General features: G+C 38.7%; 25 protein-coding genes and 3 riboswitches. Of the genes, 6 read left to right on the top strand and 19 right to left on the bottom strand.

What is annotated here, in order from left to right; translation table 11 throughout:
• The first annotated feature begins 125 nt into the window (after window positions 1–125).
• Together IGI50_RS06270 and IGI50_RS06265 are read left to right on the top strand one after the other, a co-directional pair.
• Window positions 126–1,643: an amino acid permease gene (locus IGI50_RS06270; protein WP_438776498.1), complete on the top strand. Its 1,518-nt coding sequence runs from the start codon at window positions 126–128 to the stop codon at window positions 1,641–1,643.
• A 24-nt stretch (window positions 1,644–1,667) separates the two neighbouring features.
• Entirely contained in the window at window positions 1,668–2,120 is a 453-nt protein-coding gene (locus IGI50_RS06265; protein ID WP_311855094.1) for a precorrin-2 dehydrogenase/sirohydrochlorin ferrochelatase family protein, read from the top strand.
• Window positions 2,121–2,176: 56 nt separating this feature from the next.
• Here the strand turns inward: IGI50_RS06265 and IGI50_RS06260 are convergent, their stop codons facing one another.
• Window positions 2,177–2,299 (bottom strand): hypothetical protein, encoded by a 123-nt coding sequence (locus IGI50_RS06260; protein WP_010744564.1) that lies wholly within the window; start codon window positions 2,297–2,299, stop codon window positions 2,177–2,179.
• 118 nt (window positions 2,300–2,417) lie between these two features.
• Window positions 2,418–3,074 (bottom strand): thiaminase II, encoded by a 657-nt coding sequence (gene tenA, locus IGI50_RS06255; protein WP_438776497.1) that lies wholly within the window; start codon window positions 3,072–3,074, stop codon window positions 2,418–2,420.
• A 180-nt stretch (window positions 3,075–3,254) separates the two neighbouring features.
• Window positions 3,255–3,346: riboswitch (TPP riboswitch) on the bottom strand.
• Between the two features lie 138 nt (window positions 3,347–3,484).
• Here tenA and IGI50_RS06250 point away from each other — a divergent pair.
• Window positions 3,485–4,330 carry an aminoglycoside 6-adenylyltransferase gene (locus IGI50_RS06250; RefSeq protein ID WP_438776496.1) on the top strand — a complete coding sequence of 282 codons (846 nt, stop codon included), beginning with the start codon at window positions 3,485–3,487 and terminating at the stop codon, window positions 4,328–4,330.
• A gap of 50 nt (window positions 4,331–4,380) precedes the next feature.
• Here the strand turns inward: IGI50_RS06250 and IGI50_RS06245 are convergent, their stop codons facing one another.
• Window positions 4,381–5,289 (bottom strand): DUF2268 domain-containing protein, encoded by a 909-nt coding sequence (locus tag IGI50_RS06245; protein ID WP_438776495.1) that lies wholly within the window; start codon window positions 5,287–5,289, stop codon window positions 4,381–4,383.
• A 150-nt stretch (window positions 5,290–5,439) separates the two neighbouring features.
• On the opposite strand from IGI50_RS06245, the gene IGI50_RS06240 reads away from it, so the two are divergent.
• Window positions 5,440–6,168 carry a DUF2087 domain-containing protein gene (locus IGI50_RS06240; protein WP_438776494.1) on the top strand — a complete coding sequence of 243 codons (729 nt, stop codon included), beginning with the start codon at window positions 5,440–5,442 and terminating at the stop codon, window positions 6,166–6,168.
• A 28-nt stretch (window positions 6,169–6,196) separates the two neighbouring features.
• A complete protein-coding gene (locus IGI50_RS06235) occupies window positions 6,197–6,634 on the top strand; it encodes a VOC family protein (protein WP_438776493.1) in 438 nt (145 codons plus the stop codon).
• A gap of 47 nt (window positions 6,635–6,681) precedes the next feature.
• Here the strand turns inward: IGI50_RS06235 and IGI50_RS06230 are convergent, their stop codons facing one another.
• The 13 genes from IGI50_RS06230 to IGI50_RS06170 form a co-directional block, all read right to left on the bottom strand.
• Window positions 6,682–7,275 carry an arginase family protein gene (locus IGI50_RS06230; protein ID WP_438777573.1) on the bottom strand — a complete coding sequence of 198 codons (594 nt, stop codon included), beginning with the start codon at window positions 7,273–7,275 and terminating at the stop codon, window positions 6,682–6,684.
• The gene (locus IGI50_RS06225; protein WP_438776492.1) at window positions 7,256–7,549 is read right to left on the bottom strand and encodes a hypothetical protein; all 294 of its coding nucleotides are present in this window, start codon (window positions 7,547–7,549) and stop codon (window positions 7,256–7,258) included. The genes IGI50_RS06230 and IGI50_RS06225 overlap by 20 nt, the downstream gene beginning before the upstream one ends.
• A gap of 100 nt (window positions 7,550–7,649) precedes the next feature.
• Window positions 7,650–7,868: a hypothetical protein gene (locus tag IGI50_RS06220; protein WP_218257122.1), complete on the bottom strand. Its 219-nt coding sequence runs from the start codon at window positions 7,866–7,868 to the stop codon at window positions 7,650–7,652.
• Window positions 7,849–8,124: a hypothetical protein gene (locus IGI50_RS06215; protein WP_311855102.1), complete on the bottom strand. Its 276-nt coding sequence runs from the start codon at window positions 8,122–8,124 to the stop codon at window positions 7,849–7,851. The genes IGI50_RS06220 and IGI50_RS06215 overlap by 20 nt, the downstream gene beginning before the upstream one ends.
• Window positions 8,125–8,367: 243 nt before the next feature.
• Window positions 8,368–10,638 (bottom strand): ATP-binding cassette domain-containing protein, encoded by a 2,271-nt coding sequence (locus IGI50_RS06210; RefSeq protein WP_438776490.1) that lies wholly within the window; start codon window positions 10,636–10,638, stop codon window positions 8,368–8,370.
• A gap of 384 nt (window positions 10,639–11,022) precedes the next feature.
• A complete protein-coding gene (gene grdD / locus IGI50_RS06205) occupies window positions 11,023–12,180 on the bottom strand; it encodes a glycine/sarcosine/betaine reductase complex component C subunit alpha (protein WP_438776489.1) in 1,158 nt (385 codons plus the stop codon).
• A 10-nt stretch (window positions 12,181–12,190) separates the two neighbouring features.
• A complete protein-coding gene (grdC, locus tag IGI50_RS06200) occupies window positions 12,191–13,726 on the bottom strand; it encodes a glycine/sarcosine/betaine reductase complex component C subunit beta (protein ID WP_438776488.1) in 1,536 nt (511 codons plus the stop codon).
• An 11-nt stretch (window positions 13,727–13,737) separates the two neighbouring features.
• The gene (trxA, locus tag IGI50_RS06195) at window positions 13,738–14,061 is read right to left on the bottom strand and encodes a thioredoxin TrxA (RefSeq protein WP_438776487.1); all 324 of its coding nucleotides are present in this window, start codon (window positions 14,059–14,061) and stop codon (window positions 13,738–13,740) included.
• Window positions 14,058–15,026, bottom strand: coding sequence for an NAD(P)/FAD-dependent oxidoreductase (locus IGI50_RS06190; RefSeq protein ID WP_438776486.1), 969 nt, complete (start codon window positions 15,024–15,026; stop codon window positions 14,058–14,060). Before IGI50_RS06190 ends, trxA begins: the two co-directional genes overlap by 4 nt.
• A gap of 100 nt (window positions 15,027–15,126) precedes the next feature.
• Complete coding sequence (gene grdB / locus IGI50_RS06185) at window positions 15,127–16,428, bottom strand: glycine reductase complex selenoprotein B (RefSeq protein ID WP_438776485.1); 1,302 nt, start codon at window positions 16,426–16,428, stop codon at window positions 15,127–15,129.
• Window positions 16,429–16,446: 18 nt separating this feature from the next.
• On the bottom strand, window positions 16,447–16,920 hold the full coding sequence (gene grdA / locus IGI50_RS06180; protein ID WP_081630575.1) for a glycine/sarcosine/betaine reductase complex selenoprotein A: 474 nt from the start codon (window positions 16,918–16,920) through the stop codon (window positions 16,447–16,449).
• A 23-nt stretch (window positions 16,921–16,943) separates the two neighbouring features.
• Complete coding sequence (locus tag IGI50_RS06175) at window positions 16,944–18,230, bottom strand: glycine/sarcosine/betaine reductase component B subunit (protein ID WP_438776484.1); 1,287 nt, start codon at window positions 18,228–18,230, stop codon at window positions 16,944–16,946.
• Window positions 18,231–18,268: 38 nt separating this feature from the next.
• Complete coding sequence (locus IGI50_RS06170) at window positions 18,269–18,658, bottom strand: GrdX family protein (protein ID WP_438776483.1); 390 nt, start codon at window positions 18,656–18,658, stop codon at window positions 18,269–18,271.
• A 111-nt stretch (window positions 18,659–18,769) separates the two neighbouring features.
• Window positions 18,770–18,839, bottom strand: a riboswitch (glycine riboswitch).
• Window positions 18,840–18,842: 3 nt separating this feature from the next.
• A riboswitch (glycine riboswitch) is annotated at window positions 18,843–18,949 on the bottom strand.
• Between the two features lie 826 nt (window positions 18,950–19,775).
• Between IGI50_RS06170 and IGI50_RS06165 the strand changes: the two genes are divergently transcribed.
• Window positions 19,776–20,192 carry a DUF1003 domain-containing protein gene (locus tag IGI50_RS06165; RefSeq protein ID WP_438777572.1) on the top strand — a complete coding sequence of 139 codons (417 nt, stop codon included), beginning with the start codon at window positions 19,776–19,778 and terminating at the stop codon, window positions 20,190–20,192.
• 128 nt (window positions 20,193–20,320) lie between these two features.
• Here the strand turns inward: IGI50_RS06165 and IGI50_RS06160 are convergent, their stop codons facing one another.
• From IGI50_RS06160 to IGI50_RS06150, 3 genes are all read right to left on the bottom strand, one after another.
• The gene (locus tag IGI50_RS06160) at window positions 20,321–21,256 is read right to left on the bottom strand and encodes a phosphotransferase family protein (protein ID WP_438776482.1); all 936 of its coding nucleotides are present in this window, start codon (window positions 21,254–21,256) and stop codon (window positions 20,321–20,323) included.
• Window positions 21,249–22,622, bottom strand: a complete 1,374-nt coding sequence (locus IGI50_RS06155; protein ID WP_438776481.1) for a GNAT family N-acetyltransferase — start codon at window positions 22,620–22,622, stop codon at window positions 21,249–21,251. The genes IGI50_RS06160 and IGI50_RS06155 overlap by 8 nt, the downstream gene beginning before the upstream one ends.
• 130 nt (window positions 22,623–22,752) lie before the next feature.
• Window positions 22,753–23,595: a sialate O-acetylesterase gene (locus IGI50_RS06150; protein WP_218257109.1), complete on the bottom strand. Its 843-nt coding sequence runs from the start codon at window positions 23,593–23,595 to the stop codon at window positions 22,753–22,755.
• Window positions 23,596–23,631 lie beyond the last annotated feature (36 nt).

Below are 23,631 nucleotides of genomic sequence, written 5' to 3'. Positions count from 1 at the left end.
ACAAGCTTTTAGTCAATTTCCATTCTCTCATTTTTATGAACAAACAATTTTTTACCATCCTAAGTCATCTTGTCTTTTTTTTTGAAAGAAAATAAGATAGGAGAAAAGGACGCTAGGAGCAGATGATGAAAAAAAAGAACGCTTCTCAGAATTTAATTTTGATCATTACCACTACTGTGTATTCATTTTCCAGCATGATCTCTGCTTTCTTTATGCTGGGAAGCCAATCACTTATTTGGTTTTTTATCAGCGCGTTATTTTACTTTATCCCTTATGCGCTGATTGTTGCTCAATATACAAAAAAATATGCTCATCGTTCGGGAGCAATATATGATTGGTTAAAAGAGTCTCTTTCTCCTAAGGCAGCCTTCACCACTGTCTTCCTTTGGTATAGTAGTTACTTTATTTGGATGATCAGCCTATTTATGAAACTGTTGATTCCAATTTCTATCCTTATTTTCGGAAAAGATATTACTGGCACAATCGATTGGCTAGGAATTTCGCCACAAATTTGGCTAGCCGTGTTTTCAATTTTTTCGGTACTATTTATTACCTGGATGAACAAACGAGGATTTCAAGTTATCTTCAGATTTCTACACATTAGCGGGTATGCCATGGTAGGGCTTTTACTCCTTTCGACTATTGGCAACTTATTGCTAATTACTAAAAATCCTGAACAAGTAATTGGAAATATCAATCATAGCCTATCTGTTACTAGCTTTTTTCAAGGTTCTTCAAACCGACTATTATCTCAACTGCCCTTCTTTATTTTTTCGATCACTGCTTTCGGCGGACTGGATACTATTGCTAGTCTTGCTGATAAGACAAAAAAAAGCCGCAAGAGGTTTCCTCGAGCAGTTATTATCAGTTCATTTGTTGTATTGATACTCTATGTCAGTGGTATTATCCTGTGGAGTTGTGCAAATAACATTGGCGCCATTCGAGATACAACTTCTTTGCATCTTGGAAATCTAATGTATGGTGTAATGGAGCAGCTGGCTCTATCATTAGGCACCGTCTTTAAGCTATCCGCAGGTCACACGCATTTATTGGTTCAACTTTTTATTCGCTACACTGCACTGACTATGGGACTTGCCTATTTGAGTCTACTTAGTTCCATCAGTTATGGTCCATTAAAGAGTTTGATCAAAAGTACGCCTAAGTTCTTTTGGCCAAGGTTCTCTGCTTTAAATGAGAATGATATGCCAGAAAATGCGTTGTGGATTCAGGCAATCCTTATCTCACTGTTTATCGGACTACTCTCATTCAGCAATACTTTTCTGTCTGAATTATTTAATCAATTGACCTATATGACAAACGTTTCCCGAGCAATCCCTTACTTTATTGTTGCTGCCAGCTTTCCTTTTTCTTTAAAAAAGAAAATTATTTCAAAGGAAACTTTATTGATTAAAAATAGCGGTCTTAATTACTCGCTTTCTATCAGTGTCTGCATATGTATATTTGTAGCCATTGCTTTTCAAATTTATGAACCTCTTAAATTAGGGAATTACGTGAATTTTTCTACTTTACTGTTGGGGCCTGTCTTCTTTGGTCTTCTTTCAAATTTTATTTATTTTCGCTTGGAGCAAAAGAAACGTCTGACGACTCTCTCTCAACAAAATAACGATAAGCACTCACTATAATTAGATTGCTAAGGAGCTAGAAGAATGTATCCAATTTTAGTTGATATTAAACAATTCTCAATTCTCGTTGTTGGCGGTGGGAAAATAGCCACTAGAAAAGTGTCTGCATTGATCGAGGCGGGAGCGAAACCAACAGTTATTTCACCAAGCTTCTCAGACACCTTATTAAATGAAAAAAAGAACGGTACAGTCTTATTGCGCGAACGATCTTTTCAATACGGAGATACTAGTAATTTTCAAGTTATTTTTATTTGTACAGATAATGACGCGGTCAATCATGCGATTTTAAATGAAACCAACCCACGTCAACTCGTAAACGATACAACGAATCAAGACAACAGCAATTTTTTTAATATGGCATTCATGAAGGAAAAAGATTTCGGGATCGCCATAACAACAAATGGAAATAATCCTAAAAAAGCGAAGATTCTATTGAAAACTTTACGTAAGTATTTAAAGGGAATAAAAATGGATTAAAAAGCACCTGAATGATTGTCCTTATTTCATAAAAGGATGATTACTCAGGTGTTCTTTCAATTTAACCCATTAATAAAGGGCATCAAATGAATCAATTGCCTGTCCACCAGGATAAGCAAAAATACCTCAACATTCTCTTGGATAAATGCTTTTACAACCATTTCTGCTCCCGAAACCATTGTTAGTCCCTCCTAATAATGCAAGTGTTAATTTTTGTTTTATAGAACACAAAGAATGTCTGTCAATCGTTTTCAAACAAAAAAGACCGTTCACTATGAACGATCCCGAGTTTTGCTATCACCATTTTTCTATAGTGAGAGCCATTTCCCAAAAATCATACTCCATTTTACTGCTAATAACGAATGCTTCCATCATTTTTCGCTGCTCATCTTTTCCGCTTTCTTGATATAAACGATCTAACAGTGCACACTCCTTTTCAATTCCTTGCGCAGCTTCTTCCCCTGCATATGTCTCAATCCATCGCTGATATAACGGGTTGGGAGAACCCATCTCAATTAAGCGTACACCAATCTCCTGATATAGCCATGCGCAAGGTAACATTCCAGCAATAGCTGTCTTTGGTGTACCATCAATCAGCTGTCGGTACATATGTGAAACGTAATTATACGCTGTTGGGGCTATCGGCGTTTCGGCTATCTCCTTTTCAGTAATAGCTAATTCAGTGAAAAATTCACCTCGGATTGCTAGCTCACCCAATTCAAGATTCTTGGCATTTTCGTTTAACTGAGCCTGAATTTCTTTATCATCAGTTTGCTCAGCAATATAATGGTAAAGCTTACTGAAATGTTCAAGATAGTACCGATCTTGCAGTAAATAATAGCGAAAAATCTCTGGGGCTAAATCTCCTGCTGCTAACGATTGAATAAACGGATGCGAAAAGCTTCCATCCCAAAATACTGCCGCTTCTTCTCTTGCTAACTTCGTAAACGTCATTTAATTTCTCCTTTTCAAAAAATGATTAAACAGCATCCAACTTAAACTATAAAAGTGACATTTTTTCTCTAACGCAACAAAAAACCTCCTTTATCCCTATTTAGAATGAAAAGGAGGCTTCTATGTTTGGAAATTCATACATAAGAAAACCCAACCACAAAAAAGCGATCGGGTACAAATTTATAAACCATTACACATTCCCTGCGTCAGTCCTAACTGCTTCAGGTTCAATGGGTATAATCTCAGCTTCAAAAGCACCCCTAGTGTCATTCAATTACTAAAAGTATAGCATACTCTTCTTGTAAAAATGCCGACTAAATTAAACTTCTGTGTATTTATTAAAGCATCCTACTTGCTTTATAAAGCTTGGTATACTAAAAAAAGATGGTTACCGAAAGGAATGATTCCTCATGAGAAGCGAAAAAGAAATGTACCACATTATCCTCGAAACAGCAAAAAAAGACGATCGCATTCGCGCGGTATTTTTAAATGGTTCTCGTGCCAATAAGAACGTCCCAACAGATATCTATCAAGATTATGATATTGTCTATGTAGTAACAGAACTCGAATCCTTCAAAAGGGATTCTGATTGGATCGATAGCTTCGGAGAACGTTTGATGCTGCAAATGCCTGAAACCATGCGCTCCCCAAGTGGATTAGGACACTTTAATTGGATGATGCTCTTTTCTGATGGCAATCGACTTGATTTGACTCTTATTCCGATTCCACTACTTGAATCCTTTAGTAAGGATAGTCTGACAGTACCTTTACTTGATAAGGATGATCTGCTACAGGCCTTTCCACCCGCCTCAGACAAGGACTACCTCATAACACCTCCATCCAAAATTGAATTTGAATCGTGTTGTAATAATTTTTGGTGGTGTTTACAAAATGTTGCCAAAGGAATTGCTCGCGACGAACTTCCTTATGCTTTGATGATGTATAACACGATCGTTCGAAAAGAGCTTCATGACATGATTGATTGGTTTATCGGCATTAAAAATAGTTTTAGTGTGTCCTCTGGAAAAATGGGTAAATATTATAAACGTTTTTTACCGAAAGATTTGTATAAACAGTATTGTGCCACTTATTCAAATACCGAGACGGAGAATATTTGGTGTGCTATGTTTGTTGCGTGTGAGTTATTCTATACTTTGGCAGTATTTACTGCAAACTATTTTGACTATTCTTATCAACAAGAGGATGAAAATGGCATTCGTGAATACTTAATAAAAACCCAAAACAATGATTATTAGAAAAGCATATTATTAGTCTATAAGCCCAAGAAAAATGGGCTTATTTGATTCTATTCAAATATTTTTGATTCTTTAACAAGCGTTCGGCTCGGAGTTAATGTCGCCTCCGCAATTGATTTCCCAGTATTTTTCAAATAGGCCTTTACGAGATGGTATCCAACTGTGTATCCAGCATTTCTTGAAAGTCCAACAGGCGCGTATCCCTGCTCCTTAGCGACTTCATCCCCATACATATAAGCCGAAACTTGATCAAAACCACGTGCTTCACGACCATCCTTCATTACTTCAATCGTATAATCCATCCCCTCCTTATCGTAGTCCTGTACCCAAGGGCCACGGGATTCAACTCCATATAATTCCTCAGCGAAAACTTCTGCTAATCCCTCAATCACCAAATAATCCTCGACACTTACATCACAATGATTAAATGGTTCATTAGTAAATCGCACATTATGATTAAACTCATGTGCTAATGCAGATTTTAAACGCGTTCGATTAAACTCATTTGGTACAACAATCAAAAACATAAAACCTGGTATCCCGCCAAAGCCACTGTATCCTTCACTCGCCATCAATACACTATTGTCTGAATCTCCCAATAAAACAGCGACAGTAAAATCATTCACAGGAATATCATAACCAATGTCACTAAAAAGTTGTGCACCATTAGCAATCACTTGCTTATACTCGGAAAAAATCTTCGTCTTCTCTAACAGGTCTATTTTTGTTTGAATTTGATCAACACTTTTTCGAGGAGTCCAAATGCCTAACATCTCCGAAGCCATCACTACATCATATCCACCAGGTGTTTTTGGAGTAAGCGGTGCGTTTAAGTACCGCCACATTGGTTCAAACGGCTGCATGATTTCATACCGAAAAGCATTTTCATCTACCTTTTCTTTCAGACATCTTTTGTAAAAAGACAACGAATCAATCATCGTAACATTTATCTTATTCATGATCTAACCTCCTTGCTTATATGATAATGGTTGACGTTGCGTGAAGGTCAAGAAAAAGTGAATCATAGACCAGTAACAACAACTTTAAATTTGCAACCAAATTTGCAAACGTTTTTTAATTATGTTAGCATATATACAGGAGGAGATCGTATGGAGAGTGAATTAACAATCAAGGAAATAAAAAAAGGCTATGCCAAAAAAGGGGAATTTCTTTTTCAGTGTCTGTATTGTGATCAAATGTTTGACGATCGTTTCGTCTACCCCATCAGCGAATCAAACAGTCAATTAGCACGAGCAGAAGGCGCAATCATCTATCATTTAAAACACGAACACAATGGGCCTTTTGATGCACTGTTGACTCTTGATAAGAATCAAACCGGCCTAAGCGAGACACAAAAGAACTTTTTGACTCTGTTTTCCAAAGGATTCGAGGACCAGGAAATAGCCAATCAACTGAACATTACGACATCTGCAGTAAGAAATCATCGTTTCAAATTTAAAGAAAAGAAACGTCAGGCAAAAATTCTTTTGGCCTTATTGGAATTGATCGACGAAAAGGAACAAAGTGATTTTACCGCAAACTCCTTAATTGATTCCGATGAACGGTTTGTATCCAGCAAAAAAGAAAGAGACAAAGTCTTCAGCGTTTTTCTTGATGCTAACGGGAAAGCCACTCAAATCCCGAAAAAAGAAAAAAAGCGGATTATTCTGATTCAAAAACTGGCAGAAAACTTTGTTCCTGAAAAACAATATACAGAAAAAGAAATCAATACGATTATTTCGGAAATGTTCGATGATTATGTAACGATTAGACGCTACCTCATTGAATATGGAATTTTAGGTCGTACGGTGGATGGCACTACTTACTGGAAAATATAACTGGTTTTACTAGAATGGGGGAAGAATGATGGCATTACCAATGAAAGTCGATCATTTGCAGGTAACGGTGAAAGATGTTAATAAAGTAGAAGCCTTTTACGATGGATTAATGGAAGCTTTGGGTTTTGATTTAAACAAAAAAATCAATGTTTATTTGGAAGAGCTGGATATGCAGGTCATTGAATATCTCAACAGTTCCTATGATTTTGGTATCTGTTCAGCATTAAGTCAATTTGAAGATCAAACTGTGCACAGAAGAAAGCCCGGTGCGGTTCATCATATTGCTTTTAGAGCCTCCTCTAGAAACGAAGTCGATCGAATGTATCAAATAGTGCGTGGTCTTGACGCTGAAATCTTAGATAAGCCGCAAATTTTCCCACAACACGGGCCAAACTATTATGCTCTCTTCTTTAACGATCCAGATGGAATTAAGTATGAGATCGTCAATAATGATGATCATTGTTGACGATGGTTACAACGTTTCAAACAGCCAGCACCTGCTGGCTGTTTTTTCTATTCCCTAAATATTTCCACACTCGCCAATGCATTCCGCAAGTTAATCGCATCCCACGGTAGATGTTCCCCAATGCTAAATCCAACGATTTCAGCCTTTTCAGAAACATCGTGAATGATTCGCGTGATTTGATCTAGTGTCATTGTGCCAACTGGTGCAGGAAATTTATCAATTGCTAAATGAGGTTTCCCTGGATGAGTCGAACGAAAATCCTGCGGGGACAGGACATCCAAATCAAAATGAATCGCTAACTGTTTAATGTGGTTCTGATTGATCAAACCGACCAATGCTCGACTATCGCCTGCCAATTTGTCGGGTGTCCGGTAATTCATCTGTAACTCATCGACTTGATGGTCGCAGGGTCGAAGTTCTTCATATTTCAAACCAACTAGCATCACTTGCTCTATTTTAAAGGGATGCTGAACTTTTTCTGCAAATTGTGGTGCGCCATGTCCTAATAAATTACCTAGGACCATCATATGTTCACGATTGCTGTCATTGATCGTGGACATATCAGAATGAGCATCTATCCAAAGAATCCCTAATGTATCTGGATATTTTCCATGGAGATAGTCAAACGGTGCCTGTGATATCGAACAATCTCCGCCTAGTGTGATAACTTTTTTCCGGTGCTTTTTCCTCCAAAATTCTAGATGCCTCTGCCAGTTGTTTCAACAATCCGCTTTCACCGATTACGCCATGTTCAAGCGGTAATTCTTGTGAAAGCTCCTTGGCAACGGAGACTTGCACCGTTTCGGCTTGACTGCCTTTCGGAACGATATGACTCAATAGTTCAGAACCAAAATAATAATTTGGATTGTTTCCTCCCTGCCACTGGGGAAAGAGCAATCTGAGCGTTTTACTCATAAAAATTTCCTCCTTTAATCGGGGCATAAGCAACATCAAAACTTTTCATTATCTATAGTATACTCATATTTATCCTCCGAAAAAAATCAAAAAAAAAGGACTAGCAATCTAGTCCTAATTCTTCATGTACATATAAAGACATTTCAGCATTTTCATCAATCAATTTGTAAAAGTATTGTAGCTGATCATCTTTTCTGGCTGCAACGAATGCCTCACGCAAATCCATGCATTTTTGGATAGCGAATATCCATATATCGGCAATAAACTCATCGCACATCTTTTGATGAACGATACTTAAGTTAAACGTATTCACTGACATAATCTTCCACCTCCTGCCCCTCTTGCTCTGGCTTGAAGATAATGACTAATCCTTTAGTATCAGCCGTCAACACCATATCAGCACCTTCAATCTCACTGCCGTGTTTCAACGCATGATAATATAACTGGTCCACACTCCAGCCTTTTGCCGCTAATGTGACCATTTCTAAACATAACTTATCTACCTTTGCTTCTACTTCTGGTGTTGCATACACCATCATGGGTGCATAGCAACAGATGTTTTTTAATCGATCCATCACAATCATCCCCCTTTAAGTATAACAAAAAATCCCGTCATTTAGACGACTAGACCTATCCAACAACTTTTAAAAAAATGAAAGAAAATTCAGCGAGTCTACTCTCTGTTGAGCTTTTAGCCTTTAAATAATAATTAATCTAAACAATTCTTTTTATTAATATTTTCTACTATAAATTAATCTAACGTCCTTCATATTTTGAAAATCTCCAGGTGAGATGGCATTAAAAAATCTCCTGCTGAATTAGCAGGAGATCGCATGCTCGATTTGTTCACTACTTTTCTTCAAATACTCACCAGTGATCGTTCCGCTTTCTAATAAATCTTCAGGAACACCGCTGAAAACAACGTTGCCGCCCTTCACACCGCCCTCTGGTCCGATATCAATAATCCAATCGGCTTGCTTAATGATCTCACTATGATGTTCAATGATAATCAATGTGTTTCCTTTATTCACCATCCGTTGAAACAGCCCGTTTAACTTTTTGATGTCTGATAGATGCAGTCCTGTCGTCGGTTCATCAAGAATGAAAACAGTTTCATTTTGCGTGATCGCCTTAGTTAATTTTAGTCTTTGTCGTTCCCCGCCAGAGAGTGTGGTCAAGGTACGTCCGATCGGTAGATATGTTAACCCAGTATCAATCATCGCCTGCAGCTTATCGTTCATTTTTTTACTACCGATACCGCAATAGAAGTCTTGCAGCTCTTTGGGTGTCATTGCCAACACGTCTAAAATTGTGGATCCTTTCAAACGATAACTCAATGCTTCATCAGAGAAGCGCGTCCCGCCACAAGCTTCACATTCATTCACGATTGGATCCATGAATACCAGTTCCACTGTCGTCTCTCCTTTTCCGTGACAAGTCGGACAAGCCCCCGTTGAATTGAAACTGAACATACCAACTGGAACATGATTCGCTTTAGCAAAGGTTCGGCGAATCTCATCATAGATTCCAAGGTATGTCGCTGGTGTCGCTCGGTTGGTTGCTTTGATTGGCGCTTGATTAATGATAGATAGTTCATTTGGAAATTGTTCTGGCAGAACTTTTGTAATCAGCGTTGACTTTCCAGAGCCGGCTACGCCAGTCACCACTGTTAGAACGTGTTTAGGAATATCTACAGTCACATTCTTTAGATTGTGCAAGTTGGCCTCTTTGATGGTCATTTTCTCATGCCACTTACGGGGATGAGTATTGATTGGTAGGCTCTGGCAGATTTCCTTCCCAGTTAAACTTTCTGACTGAAGAAGCGCTGGATACTCTCCTCGAAAGACGATTTCCCCACCTTGTTTTCCAGCTAGTGGTCCGATATCAATCACTTCGTCAGCGACCGCGATCACATCAGGGTCGTGTTCCACGACAAATACTGTATTTTCCTTATCTCGCAAATCTTGCAGAAGTCGATTGATGCGTGAAACGTCGCGAGCATGCATTCCAGTACTCGGTTCATCAAAAATGTAAAACAGCCCATTCAAGGCACTACCCATATACTTCACTAATTTTACTCGTTGCGCTTCCCCACCTGATAAGCTTGGTGTCTGCCGATCCAACTGGAGATAATCCAATCCGATATCAATCAGACGTTGAACTTGACGCTTAAGTTCATCAATTACTTCGTTTACTCCTGGATAGTACAGCTCATCTAGAAAATGAAGCAGATCGTTCATATCCATCGCTACACAATCAGCAATCGAACAGTCGTTGATTTTTACTGATAACGTTTCTTTGTTTAATCGTTGCCCTTCACAGTCAGGACAAGGTGCTTCAAAAAGTAATTCTTTCAACTTATCCTCATACATTTTACTGTGGCCAGATAAATCGCGCTTCAAAATAATCCGTTCGTAATTCCGACAGATTCCTTCTAGTTTTGGATTCACCGGTGTTGGCTCTTGATCTGGATGCCCATAGATTAATTGATTCCACTGAGCAGTAGTCAATTCTTTTAATGGTTGATCATTGTCAAAAAAATCAGCGGCAGCATACTGTTTCCAGTACCAATTGCCGACTGCATATCTGGTATCCATAACAGCACCCTGGTTCCAAGATTTTTCCCGATCAATCAATTTGTCCAAGTTGATTTGATTAACACGTCCTAATCCAGAACATTTTAAACACATGCCTTGAGGATGATTAAAAGAAAATTGACTGGCAGATCCAATGTGAGGCTGACCGATTCGCGAGTATAATAAACGAAGCAACGAATAGGTTTCAGTAATCGTTCCAACCGTAGAACGTTGATTTCCGCCAAGCGGAGTTTGATCAATCACGATCGCTGGATTCAGATTTTCGATTCGCTCCGCTTTCGGTTTGAGGAACTTGGGCATCCGGTTCCGTACAAATGCAGAGTAGTTGGCATTCATTTGTCGCTGCGCTTCTGCAGCAATCGTGTCAAAGATCAAACTGGACTTTCCTGAACCTGACACGCCTGTAAACACAATCAGCTGGTTCTTTTTGATCTCCAATGAGAGATCCTGCAAATTGTTTTGTGTGAGACCGATTAATCTTAGTGGTTTCATCTGATTTCCCCCTTACCTTTCTAGTCTAAAGTCTTCCGCAACTGGAGAGTCAAGGAGAATTCAACTTTTTTACGAAAAGTAATTCTTTAGAATCATTTACATCTTTATCGTCTAATTGTGGTTGCAACCCATCGCTTCGAAATATTGCGAGATTTTCTGATTCGACAAAAAAGAAATAGCCGCTTCTTAGTAAATGTGCTGAAATTCCGCAAAAATTCGAGAAGTAATTTTGGCAAATTCCTCCTTATTTTTTTAAGCAGACTACTTCTTTCACAGTCTCACTTCAGGTTTCCGATATTTTTATGCTTTGACTTTGGTTCTTCGACCATTGTTTCTCGCATTAAGCAACAAAAAAGCCAGCCCATTGATTGAACTGGCATCCGTTTATAAATAATTCGCTTTTTTTAATTCATCCTGTGCAGCTTGTACATTTTTTTCATTGACTAACACGATTGGACCAGTACAGCCCATTCCACTTTCGGCATAAATATTAGCAGCCCACAGAGCCTTCACTGCATCGTCTAATTCCATGATCTCGATTCCTGCAATCTCATTCGTTACGATTTCTTTAGCCGGCGATTCAACTTCTTGCTTTTCCGTTGCTGGTGTCGCAGTTAAGTCTGCACAAATTTGTTTCAAGCCTGCTTGATCCGCTTTTTGATACTCTCTATAACTGATTTTTGCAAGCTTGCCTTTAGCCAACTCATAGGCATATTCCAACGCATTAGCAATCACTGGTGCACCACTAGCACGAGAAATGATACAAATATTGCGATCATAATTACGACCTATTCCTGGACCATAACCTGCTCCTAAAGTTTCATAATTTCCACCGCTCGAGTAAGCTGAGAAAAGCTTCATCAAAATATTTCCAGTCAGACTATCACAAACAACAACATCGACACTCCCCAACAGTAAATCATTGCCACGTAGAACTTTTCCGCCATCTTCTCGTTGGCTTTCACCAAAAGTAAGTTCATAGCCATTCTCTTGCAGTTCATTTAATGAGCGTTCAACCGTTTTAGCACCTTCAATATTTAAAATACCGATTGAAGGTTGCTGGATACCGCAAGCTTTCGCTACAGCGATACCATTAATTGCATTCAACACCATTGCTTCATTTCGATTGCCGCTTGTTGTCCCAGTTGTGGTCGCGATAAAAAGTTCACGTCCCAATGCAGGCGTAACTACTTTCCCAACCGTAGAAACGCCGATCGGAAAATTATAATGCAACGTTACACAGCCTTGGAGTTCTCCGCTATCTAACAGTTCCTCCATTAAATCAGCCGCTTCTTTTTGACAATCTGCGGTCGAATAATGGGTAAAATCAGTTGCCCAATCAACATTGCTGCCAATCAAGACTAAATCAAAGAGATTCTTTTTCTTGATAGCTAACGCTGCCTGCTTCATTACATCCATGCCAAGTTCGCTGCCATCGATGGTCAAACCAATCTTGATTCTCGACTCCATTCGACCGGTTTCTAAACTAGTCGCTAAATCCTCAAAAACTTTTTTTACTGTTTGTTTTACTTGATCAGACATTGACTCACCTCTATTCTACTGAAAGATTGGCAGCAAAACTTCTCAATGCCTGCGCAACTTCACGTTTTACCAGTTCTTCTAGATCTTGCTGATTTTCTTCTGAAGGCTTACCGTTGTTTCGCTCGAGTAAAATCGATACGCCATCAAATAAATTCGTCATCCGTCCTAAGAAAAGGGAACCTTTCCCAACAATCATCGCACGATTTTTGTCGCCGCTGGCTAAGTCCTCTGCCGCAAAACCCAAATACGGAATGCCGCTTGGAATATGACCTTGGGTTGGTGCCCAACCGACAAGGGCTTTTTCGTTAACAAAGGCTATCAGTTCTTTTTTCTCAATATCTTTACGTAACACCCCGATTGCCCCAATCATTTTCAGATTGGCCAACGGGACATCGCCGGCACCAGCCGGTTTAGTGATATCGGGATTTTGCATTTCAACAGAATAGACATCAATATCCTTGATCGTTAACTGCGCTTTTTCTAAAACACTAGCGATCAAGGCAGTGGTGACCGCTTGCGGACTCGATCCGCTGCCAACTTCATGTTTTCCAGTCAAATCATGACGCAAAATCGGATGGATTCCATCATTTTCGCTGATTAAAGCCGCAAAACCGCCTAGAACATCTTCTAAAATGGGAAATCCTTTCCCAACATGGGATTTTCCGTTCATTCCTAATTTGGCAGTCGCTCCGCCAGCCACTAAAACTACATTTTTATGCGTTCCTGCCGCAACAAGAGAAGCAGCTGTAATTAAGGCATGGGTTGGTCCAGCACAAAAACTTCGTATATCTGAACCGGTCGCATGTTCACATCCGCATAATTCGGCGATTGATTTGGCGAAGTTTCCGCCGCCTCGCTGATTCATATCTCCGCAAGCTTCCTCACTACATTCGATCACATAATCAATTTCTTTTGGATCAAGCTGGTGCTTGTCGATTAATTGACGCAACGCGAACACACCGCTTGCTTTGACTACCAAATTTTCCAGCATTACATGGGCATTGAGATTCACATCAATTTGATGAGCAGGACTTACGCAGCCAACCAATTCACGCTCATAATACAAGCCTTCTCCGTGATTTTCGGCTATTTCCTTTTCAATCCATTCAAGAGTTTTTCCTTCTTTAATTTTTTCCACATCCTGTTTAAACAAAGGATGACTGCTTAACGCCTCGCGAACCTTTAATGCAAAGGTTTCTTCCAAATGGACTAACTCAAACACATCAACAATCTGCAACAAGCCGTAAAATTCCAATTCCGGCATAATCTCACCGAATTTGCCTTCACGCGTGCCTTCAATTGGTTGATTGACCCATGGTTGTGGAATTTCTTTTAATTCTTGATAACTCATGTTTCCGATAAATGTCTGATTCGGTGCATAATTGACCACTTCATCAAAACTGCGCAGGTGATCATACAGGTCCGCCAAATATGGACTATCTGGTGTCGTGATCTTTTCAGTTGTTTGGGTCGTGCCATTATGTTCGATCATATCTGGTGTATGAACCAAAACATAGCTCGCCCCACGTAAAGTCGAATAGTTCATGGGCATTCTCCCTAAATGTATTTCTGAATCATTGCTTCAATGGATTCTTTGGTACAGTCATCTTTCGCTACTTCATCAACTTTCTCGCCATTTTGATAAATCGAGATAACCGGCAGACCAAGTATTTTATGTTGGATACAAAAACGGCGAACTTTTTTCTGTGACGTATTAAATTTGGTGAAACGAATGCTATCCTTGTATTGTGCATAAAGCTCTTCTACGTCAGGCATTAGGGCTAAGCAGTTTTCACAGGTTTCTCCCCACCAATCTACTAATACGGGTGATTCTTGCTCTAATACCTCTGTGCTGAAATTATCGACAGTTAGTTCGATCATGTCGTTGGTACCTCCCTTTTGATTTTTTCTACATATTTTTGCGCTGAGAAGGCAGCGATCGCCCCATCCCCGGTAGCCGTTACGACTTGACGCAATACTTTGGGACGCATATCCCCAGCCGCAAAAACACCTGGTACTTTCGTACACATTGCTTCATCGGTAATCATATAGCCATACTCATTTAATGGAATTTTTCCTTCATAAAGTTTCGTACTTGGCACGTTTCCGATAAAGACGAAGATACCAAATAAACCATCGTCTTCATCCGCTTCAAAGCGTGTTACTTCATCGGTTTTCGTATTTCGAATCGTCATGGCTTCTACCATGCCATCGCCTTCAATACTTTCTACAACTGAGTCAAAAATATAATCAATCTTTTCATTGGCTTTCACCTGTTCAACCGCAATCGCATCAGCAGTCAGATCGCTCAAGTTTTGAATGATCGTTACTTTACGAGCAAATGTCGTAATGAACATCGCTTCCTCCACCGCTGAGTTTCCGCCGCCAATTACAAAAACTTCCATATCTTCGAAAAAAGCGCCATCACATGTTGCACAGTAAGAAACACCTTTACCAGCTAATTCTCGCTCACCCGCACAACCAATTTCTCTTGGAAATGCACCATTTGCACAAATAACTGCATGAGACTCGTAAACGCTACCATCCTTACACATAATTTTTTTGACACTGCCTTCAAGATCCAAATCAGTTACTTCTTTGCGTAATTGGATTTCGGCACCAAACTGCTGTGCTTGATCCGCCATGCGTTTAATCAATTCTGGTCCTGAAGTTTCTTCTTCCGTGGTTTTAATTGATCCTGGGAAGTTCGCAATTTCATGCGTAGAAACAATTTGTCCGCCTAATTTTGTTTTTTCTAAAAGTAAAACTTTAAGTCGTGCCCTTGCATTATATAAAGCAGCTGTTAATCCAGCAGGACCGCCTCCGATAATAATCACATCGTACATCTCTTTAAGCTCCTCTCACAAATATGAAAATAATTTTTTGAGCTTTGATATTCTTCTGTTCTAAGTTGCCTGAGTGAAACCTCACCCAGGCAACCATCAATTATTCAAAAACTGTTTGTTCGTCTACAGGGGTCGTCATTGCCTTTAAGGCTTTCTCGACAATTCCTCGACGAAGTTTTTTCTCTTCCTTCAAGCTTAGGCTTGGATTGCCTAATGGATGAGGGATTGCAATGGCTGGAACGATACGATTCGCTCCAACTGTTTGCGAGATCGGAACGACTGTACAGATGTGAACCACAGGCAATCCTGTTTTTTCAATTTCTTTTACCATCGTTGCACCGCAACGCGTACAGGTTCCTCAGGTGGATGTCAGAATGACTGCATCAACACCATCAGCGCCTAATTTTTGTGCGATCTCAGCCGCATATTTCTTAGCATTAGCAACAGCAGTTCCATTTCCAACTGTCGTATAGAAATAATCATGCAGGCTGCCGATCACACCTTCTTTTTCCATTTCTCTCACTATATCTAATGGCAATACTCGGTTTGGATCTTGATTTGCATAAACAGGGTCATACCCACCGTGAGCCGTTTCATAAGAATCAGCGCTCAAAGTATCCACATTTTCAATTGAATACGTTCCATACTTTGAAGCACTACTGGATTCAATACGGTCTGGATTGCCTTTTGGAACAATTCCACCAGAAGTCACAAGAGCTATTCTTGCTTTAGACAGATCACTTATCGCGGTGGCTGGCGCGACGTTATCAAATTCAGGCATCGGATATTCAGTCGTAAACGCTTCGTCCTTCAACTTACGAACTAGCATATCCACGGCTCGAGCTGAACCGCGCTTTTCATCCTGAAAATTCTTTCGATAACGAACAAAGTAACTGTCCGCTTCTGGTGAAACTTGTTCATTCTTCAACAATTTCAACGCAAGATTCGCAATAACAGGAACTGCTTTTCTCATACCCGCCGCACTATTTCTAGTTGGCACAATATAAGCACCCCTTTTATACATTTCAACACCAGGGTTTTCCTCGTACATTCCAGTCACTGCTGGAACACCTAACTCAGTCATTACTGCTTGTGCTACTTCTCCACAGGCGATTCCATATCTACCAGCATTAAACGCAGGTCCTGCAATAACGATATCTGGTTCAAATTGTTTGATACGATCTAATACATCCTTTTTGGCACTATCCAAGTTCTCATTAAAGAAACTATCGCCACACACAACGGTGCCGATGATTTCTGCTTCATCACCAAATGAATTCATAAAAGCAAGTCCTGGACCAACTACTTTTGCTTCTGAGAATGGTTGGATATCCGCCTTTTCTTCACCACCAATTCCAGCATAAAACTGATTGATGTAGTGAACAACTTTAAACTTAGTCATAAGACGCTCCTTTACTAGTTAGTATTTAGCGTATTGATTCCTCATTTCCGATACTTCTTCTATGATGTCATCAACATCTAAAACCATTTCCATCATGCCGATTTGCTCTTCAAAAACATCTGGGTCGACAACCTCTTTAAATTCTGGCTCTACAGCGTGATATACAGCTAAACCTAGCTGTTCATTGGTCAATGGACCGGCATACGTAGGGTCACCATTTGTGACAGTTTCAGCAGCCAAACCAGCTGCCTCTCCTTCAGCAGCACCGATCAGAACAACAACATTCTCTGCTCCGAAGTTTTCTGCTGCTTCTTTTACTCTACGTTGATTTTCTAAGTCCATTGCCCCAGCGGCCGTTCAGACGAAACATTCTGTAGATGAGAATATTACGTCAGCTCCGGTACCTTCAATACAAGCTTCAATAGCTTGTCCTGGGATACCGTCGCGGTCGCCGATCACTAAGACTTTTTTGTTTTTGAAATCTAAAGTCATTAGTATTTCCTCCCTATTATGATTTAAACGCCTTTTGCAGACATTTTGTTAAAACCAAGTTCGTTCGTTGCACCGGTAATTGCCTGGATTTCAACTTCAATCGTGCCATCGTCCTTCAAGCTGCCGTCAAAGCCGCCTGCGATGACATCCACATAATCTAATTGTCCGATTAAACGATCCATTTTTGGTAATTGGATCGTTTCATTTGCATTTCCGCCAGTAACCACTGCAGTCGCCAATTTGTCTGCATCTGCTAATGACTGGCTAGCACCATCTCTTCCTGCATATTCATCTGTAACAATAACTGTTTTTATTCCTTTTTGTTCGACTTTCTTACAGTTCATAATCAAGTCTGTATCAGGATTTCCAAAGCCTTCCTGCGAGATAATGACACCTTCTAAGCCAATGTACTCAGTCAGTTTTGCGACAAAATCACTGGAACGGTGTTTATCTTTCAAATAGACTGTTTCATTAGTGACAATTACACCTACAAAGTTGATTTCTTTCCCATGTTGCTTATACAAATCTTTGATCACTGGATTATTCAAGTGATGGTAAGTTGTGTTCTTATCACATGCAGACACACAGTTTCCACTGATGATTGCCCCATCCATAACTTCTGTCGGATAGAGGATTGTAGGAATGATGTGTTTCGCATCTGTCCCATAAACGTAGGTGTCGTGCAGTAAGCCCTGTGTTTGAAGCATATAAACGTAACCAACTTTTGGCAAATTCGGATATTGTTGGATTTGTTCTAATAACGGCAATGTTTCAAATGTCTCAATGTTATCGGGCTCGACCTTTTTACCCAGCTTTCCGATGTAATCTGCAGCCTTTAGTCCAGCTAAACGAGCCGCTTCTTCATATAAATGAGGATCTAACTCTGCTTGTGGTTTCAAAACTAAACAAATTTCGATTAATTGTGAAAATGGGGTCAGTTCAGAACCAGGTCCTTGCATATCCACAATGCCTTCTTGGAAGCCGACGATTTTCCCCACCGTCATAACGCCGCAACCTTTCAATACATGTGTGCGACCGCTGCCGACAACATCCACTTTATTGATGACTCCCGGAAAAATTCCTGTTTCTGAATCAACTTTGCATCTTGGTTCGATCACATCTTTTACTGGTGTGATACGAACACTCTCACCCGGTTTGGCGATTTCGATCTCACAGTCCGCTAAACGATCGTCTTCTAAAACCAATTCTTTGATTTTCGTCGGATCAAGGGTTAACGTGCCATTTTCAATTTTCTCTTCTTCGCCTAAAACTACTTCTTTGATTTCAATGTTTCCAATTTCGAGTTTCATTTATTCACCTCAGTTCTAATTGGTTGCAAGCCGTTGAACTACTCGACCGACACCCCCATTCTGTCCAACGTACTTTGCGCGATATAAAAATCTACAAAAGAAAAATCCTGCAGCACTGCTAAGGACCAGTTAGGCCGCTGCTTATTCTTGATAAATTTTTCGTAGACCTCGATCGCTGATTCAATATATTCTAAACTCTCAATATCAATATATTGAGAAGTGGTCTCTGAAACAAAAATCGTCTTATAGTAAGTCTCATTGGGTTTGATACTGCCGCTTAATGGATGAGAGAGTAAGCAAATGTATTCTTCAATAATCTGTCTTTTTACCTCATCTAACACATCTCTGTATTCGCCTTTCACAAAATGAATGGAAGACTTTTTACCAATTTTTTCTTTTACTTTTGGATTATTGGTTATTACATTCATTAACTCATCCCTTCCTTTTGTTCTGTTAATCACAAATATTTTATTTATACTATTCTTCGATCTGCTTTTCTAGACATAAAAAAGAAGACAACAACACCTTGTGCTGTTGTCCCCTGTTCCTAGCCTGAGAGATTCCCCCCTTTCAGGGGTTGCTCCTTCGGCGCATTTCTGCTCTCCAGAGTTTTATCCAATTACGGTCCATTTACCTGAGATGTTCACTACAAAAATCAGCAAATCTTGCAGCTTATACCTTCGGTGACAGTCTATTCTGTACTCTCCCGCAATTTTCCATTTATTGTAACCGCTTTCTTCAATCACATGTTAACAACTTCACTAAAGAAAAACAAGTAGTAATTTCGTGTCCTATTTAAATAAATGACAGTTCATCATTCATTTAGATATAAAAACAACTGTTGATATCCTACCAAACCTAAACTAGTAGCTTTTAAAAACAAGGAATCATGAATGAGAAATCTTAGAATAACAAGTAATGAAAAAGAGAAAATTCAAAACTTATTATTTTCTCATTTTTAACGAGTTTCGTACCCTACCAGATGATATGTGATCCAAAATATTTAGCTACCTATTTCTATCTGTATTTTTCTGCTTTACTAAACATACGCAAATTAATTGGTTCTTTTGTTTACTTTTACTCATGTATTTCTATTTCGACTATAGACTAATCAAATTAGAACTGTCAAACGATACTTTTTTACAGAAATTTTCTTTTCACAAATGAACAATCCACTTATAGCGCACAATCTAGCTCGTTAAAAGGAAACTTTTTTTATTTTTTTCTCCCATTATAAAAAAATATGAAAATACCAAGTTATGCTGTTATAAAATTCGACATATCAAAGAAAAATCCATAGAGTTTGAAAAAGTAATCTATTCATGGAATACAGTTTTACTTTTTCTGCCAATATTCTATTGTCGTCACATGCAACGTCGTTTCTTTTTTATTATTTAAGCATCTTGGAAATAGATCATACTACTTAGTGCTATGATTAAAAGAAAAGCAGGTGATTCTTTTGTCGAATAAACATTCTGATCAAGTTTTTCAAATTTCTAATCTAGATATCGAACTTCAAGAATTCATTTTACAGATGGATAGCAAATTAACTACTCACTCCACTATTTCTCGAATGACATTGCGAAATTTGGTGGAAGCTGGACCTTTATTATATTCTTCATTCTTGTCTTAGCGGCTTGGATTACTTTAAATACATTTCCGGTACTTTTTGAACCTTTTGATAACTTCCCATATATTTTGCTAAACTTAGCCTTATCTTGTCTAGCTGCTATTCAAGCACCCATAATTTTGATGAGTCAAAATCGCCAGACAGAGCGTGATCGAGTCGAAGCAGACAACGATTATGAAGTAAATGTTAAATCTGAAGTGGAAATCCATCTTCTTCATGAAAAACTTGACTACTTGACGGAATCAAAATGGCAACTTCTTATTGAACTTCAGCAGTTGCAAATTGAGCTTTTACAAGAAATAACAAAACATTCTGATCAAGAAAAAAACTAAAACAATACTTAAACCGCTAAACGAGTGGCAATGTTTAGCGGTTTAAGTATTGTTATTTAATCGGTAGTACCTCTTTGAATCAAAAAAAACGACACGTCAGAAATAATATTATCTCTAGTAGTTGTTTACTAGAGGTAATATTTCGTTTTATCTTCTCTCAAAATATTCTCTTCATATCCTTCTATGCCCTTTTGAATGCTATGAATACTTTCGTCTAATAGTTCCTTCATCTCGAATTCTTTTCCTAAATAGATATTTTCAAGTTGATTATAAAAACCAGTAAAATTGAACTTGTTGATCAGACTTGCAGAATCAACTCCATAGTAATCTATCAACTTTTGAACAAACTCTTGATCGAATCCTTCTTCGTAATCATACATCAAACAAACGAATTCCATATCACGATCATAAATTGCACTATCACCGAAATCAATTACACCATTAATCTCATTGGTTGATAAGTCGTAGTATACATTACTAGCGCCAAAATCATTGTGAATCAAGCAATTCTTATCATGAAATTCCTGATTTAGTAATCTTTGATAAACTTTATCAATTTGATTTTTAACAGAATTCTTCAAAAAAGGATATGCATTTTCCTTAATTACTTTATATTCATGTTTTGCTTTATTCTTCTTCTCTACCTTAAGTCCCTCGATCGTAATTGACAGATCAATTCCATGAAGTGCTTTGAAAAAAGCAGCAAGCTCCTTGGCCAATTTATCCTTCCGTTCTTTCGTTAATGTCGCTAAAATCTCTGCATCTAGAGGAACACCCTCAATTTTTTCATACCCTACAAATTGTAGTTCGTTTAATGCATCTGATTCTCCGACAAAGCAAATGTCGGGAACCTTCAACGGTACCTGACCTTTTATTTCCTTCAATATCAAAGCTTCCTTATAAAGATTTTTGGCCGCCTTTTGATGGCGAGGAAACTTAAAAACATAAAACTGATTTATTAGAAAAGCTTCACTATCAAAGCCTGATCCCAGAAACTCTATCTTCTCAATAAAGAAATTCGGGTATTTACGGGTAATTTGGTTAACCACACTCAACTTATCCATTATTCATCTCCTCTATTATATCTAATTGTAAATACAATACTTCAAACGGTACGTGGGAGAAATTCTCACTACAAACAATTTGATAGCCGTTTCTTTGGTACCACTCTTTTAATCGATTATTTTCTTTAATGATTCCAATGTTTATCTGTTTCATTTGGTCGTTTTGGACAATCTTTCGAGCGTTGTTTAATATGAATTCACCGTACTTATTTCCTCTTTCATCTGGAATAATGGCTACTTTTTCTAAGAATACTTGTTGATTTTCTTTATAAACCAATTCAAAAAAACCAATCATTTTCCTTCCCAAAAAGACACCAAACAGCTGATTCCCATTTTCTAAATCGCTTCTCAAATGCTTTGCCTCAGTAAAGGCGCCATTGGTCGGACAGTTATCGCAAGTCAATCCAAATTCATCCGCTACAGTAGCAAAACTTTCTCGAATTACGCGGGCTGCTTCTACTAATTCATCCATCTTCAAGCGCCTGACTTCTATTTTTTTTGAGAATACCTGACCACTATTAAACAAAAGTAATCCAGATAAAATAATCAAACCGCCAAAAACCGTAGATAAATTTAACGATTCTTTTGCAATAGCTAGTCCCAATATTGTGGTCAATAAGGGCGTTATATACATATAATTGCTAACGGATGCTGCATTTTCTGCTACTTCAAAGGCCTTTGTCCATGAAACGTACGCGACAGCGCTCGAAAAGATCCCCATTATCAATATAAGTAGTATTGAATTGAGCGTAAGAGCGGGAATTTCATTGATCGTCTTTGGTAGAAAAATGGCCAGCATCATGGTTCCAGAAAAAATACTCATCATCGTACTTTGAATCGCGGAGTATTTTATAAGCAGTTTCTTTTGCAATAAATTATAGAATGCCAGTAATACTGCCGCAAAAAAAAGCCAATTGAGTCCATTACTGATGGTGAATCCTTTACTAAAAACCGTAATAATCACTACTCCTATAAAGGAAACCCCAGTCGCAAACCACTGCCTTATGGTTATTTTTTCTTTATAGATAAATCGAGACAATAGTGCTGTAATCATTGGAACAGTGGCAATGATTACACTGCTAGTAGCAGCATTTACCTCCTTAACCCCTTTATTAAAAGCGATCATGTAAAGAAAAAAACCGGTTGCGCCAGTTAAGAAGATCAGTCCTAAATCTTTATAATCCACCTTACGTAAGTGTAAAAAGGGAATTAAACAAAGTAACACAAGCGATGCAATCAAATAGCGTAAAAATCCTAAAGACTCTGAGGATATATCTCGCATCACTAATCGCGACAATACAAAAGCCAAAGACCAGCACGCAATCGTAATCATGGCATATAAATGGAAACTAAAGTTCTTTTTCATTTTTTCCCCTTTCTAGTGAGATACTTTTTAAGACAATCATACAGGGAAAAAACTCGAACTACTAGAGACAAAGACAAAGGAAAGTCCACAAAAATTTTCGTGGGCTTTCCTTTTATTCTACATTCCTCAACTAATTGGAAATTAGAGAAATTTTTTCCATAAACTTTTGATAGGACATCTTTCCAAGCGCAAAATCTCGACTTAATAGATAGATTTTTTCATTTTTAGTCGTTTCTCGCCCATAAATTCGACCAAGTTTTTCATCTTCATCTCCTAAAGCATCTGTAACATCGCTTTTTTTTCTGAATGCTTCATAATAGCGAATACCAAATTGTCTTTGTGATTCGGCGTTGAGATGAATACCATCAGGATTGGCCGATAAATTCTTCGCACTAACTAAAAAACAGTTTTCGTCTTCACTTGCCACCCTAGCCATTTCAAGATTGATTGCTTCGAATTCAGTTGCATTTAACCCAAAGCCCCTCTTACCCAGAAAATCGGGTAATTCTCCAATGATAATAGGTAAAGTAGGACGTGCAAGTTCCTGTCGCATATGATTGAAAAGAGCTTTCAATTTTACTCCATAATCTTTATAGCGACCATCTAAACTATCGTTTTCGCCCTGGTGCCACAAAATCCCTATCAGATCACTGGTTTCCAGCGCAAATTTTACTTCAGACAGAGCGTGTCGAGTCAGCGTTTGGTCAGGCGCCCATTCATCAATCGAACTACCTCCTTCTGCACAAGGAATCAAACCGATTTTCTCTCCTGGATGGTCTTGTGACCAAGCTGCTGCAAAGGAAGCAGCAGGGCCAACTCCTGATACCTCTCGATCGTTATGAATAGGTTCTGCCATCATTTGCCATCTACCGTTACGCAACATTTCAATTGATTCATTATAGATTGCGGGAACCTCGTTTAAGTATCCTCGTCCAGCCATATTTGACTGTCCAATTAGCAATATTGATTTCATTCGACTACACCACTTTCTTTCGCATACTATAATTTA

The organism is Enterococcus sp. DIV0170 (assembly GCF_051710765.1).
GTDB classification, from domain to species: domain Bacteria; phylum Bacillota; class Bacilli; order Lactobacillales; family Enterococcaceae; genus Enterococcus_A; species Enterococcus_A raffinosus.
The sequence above is the reverse complement of the archived record's forward strand: the minus strand, read 5'-3'. Positions and strand labels throughout refer to the sequence as shown.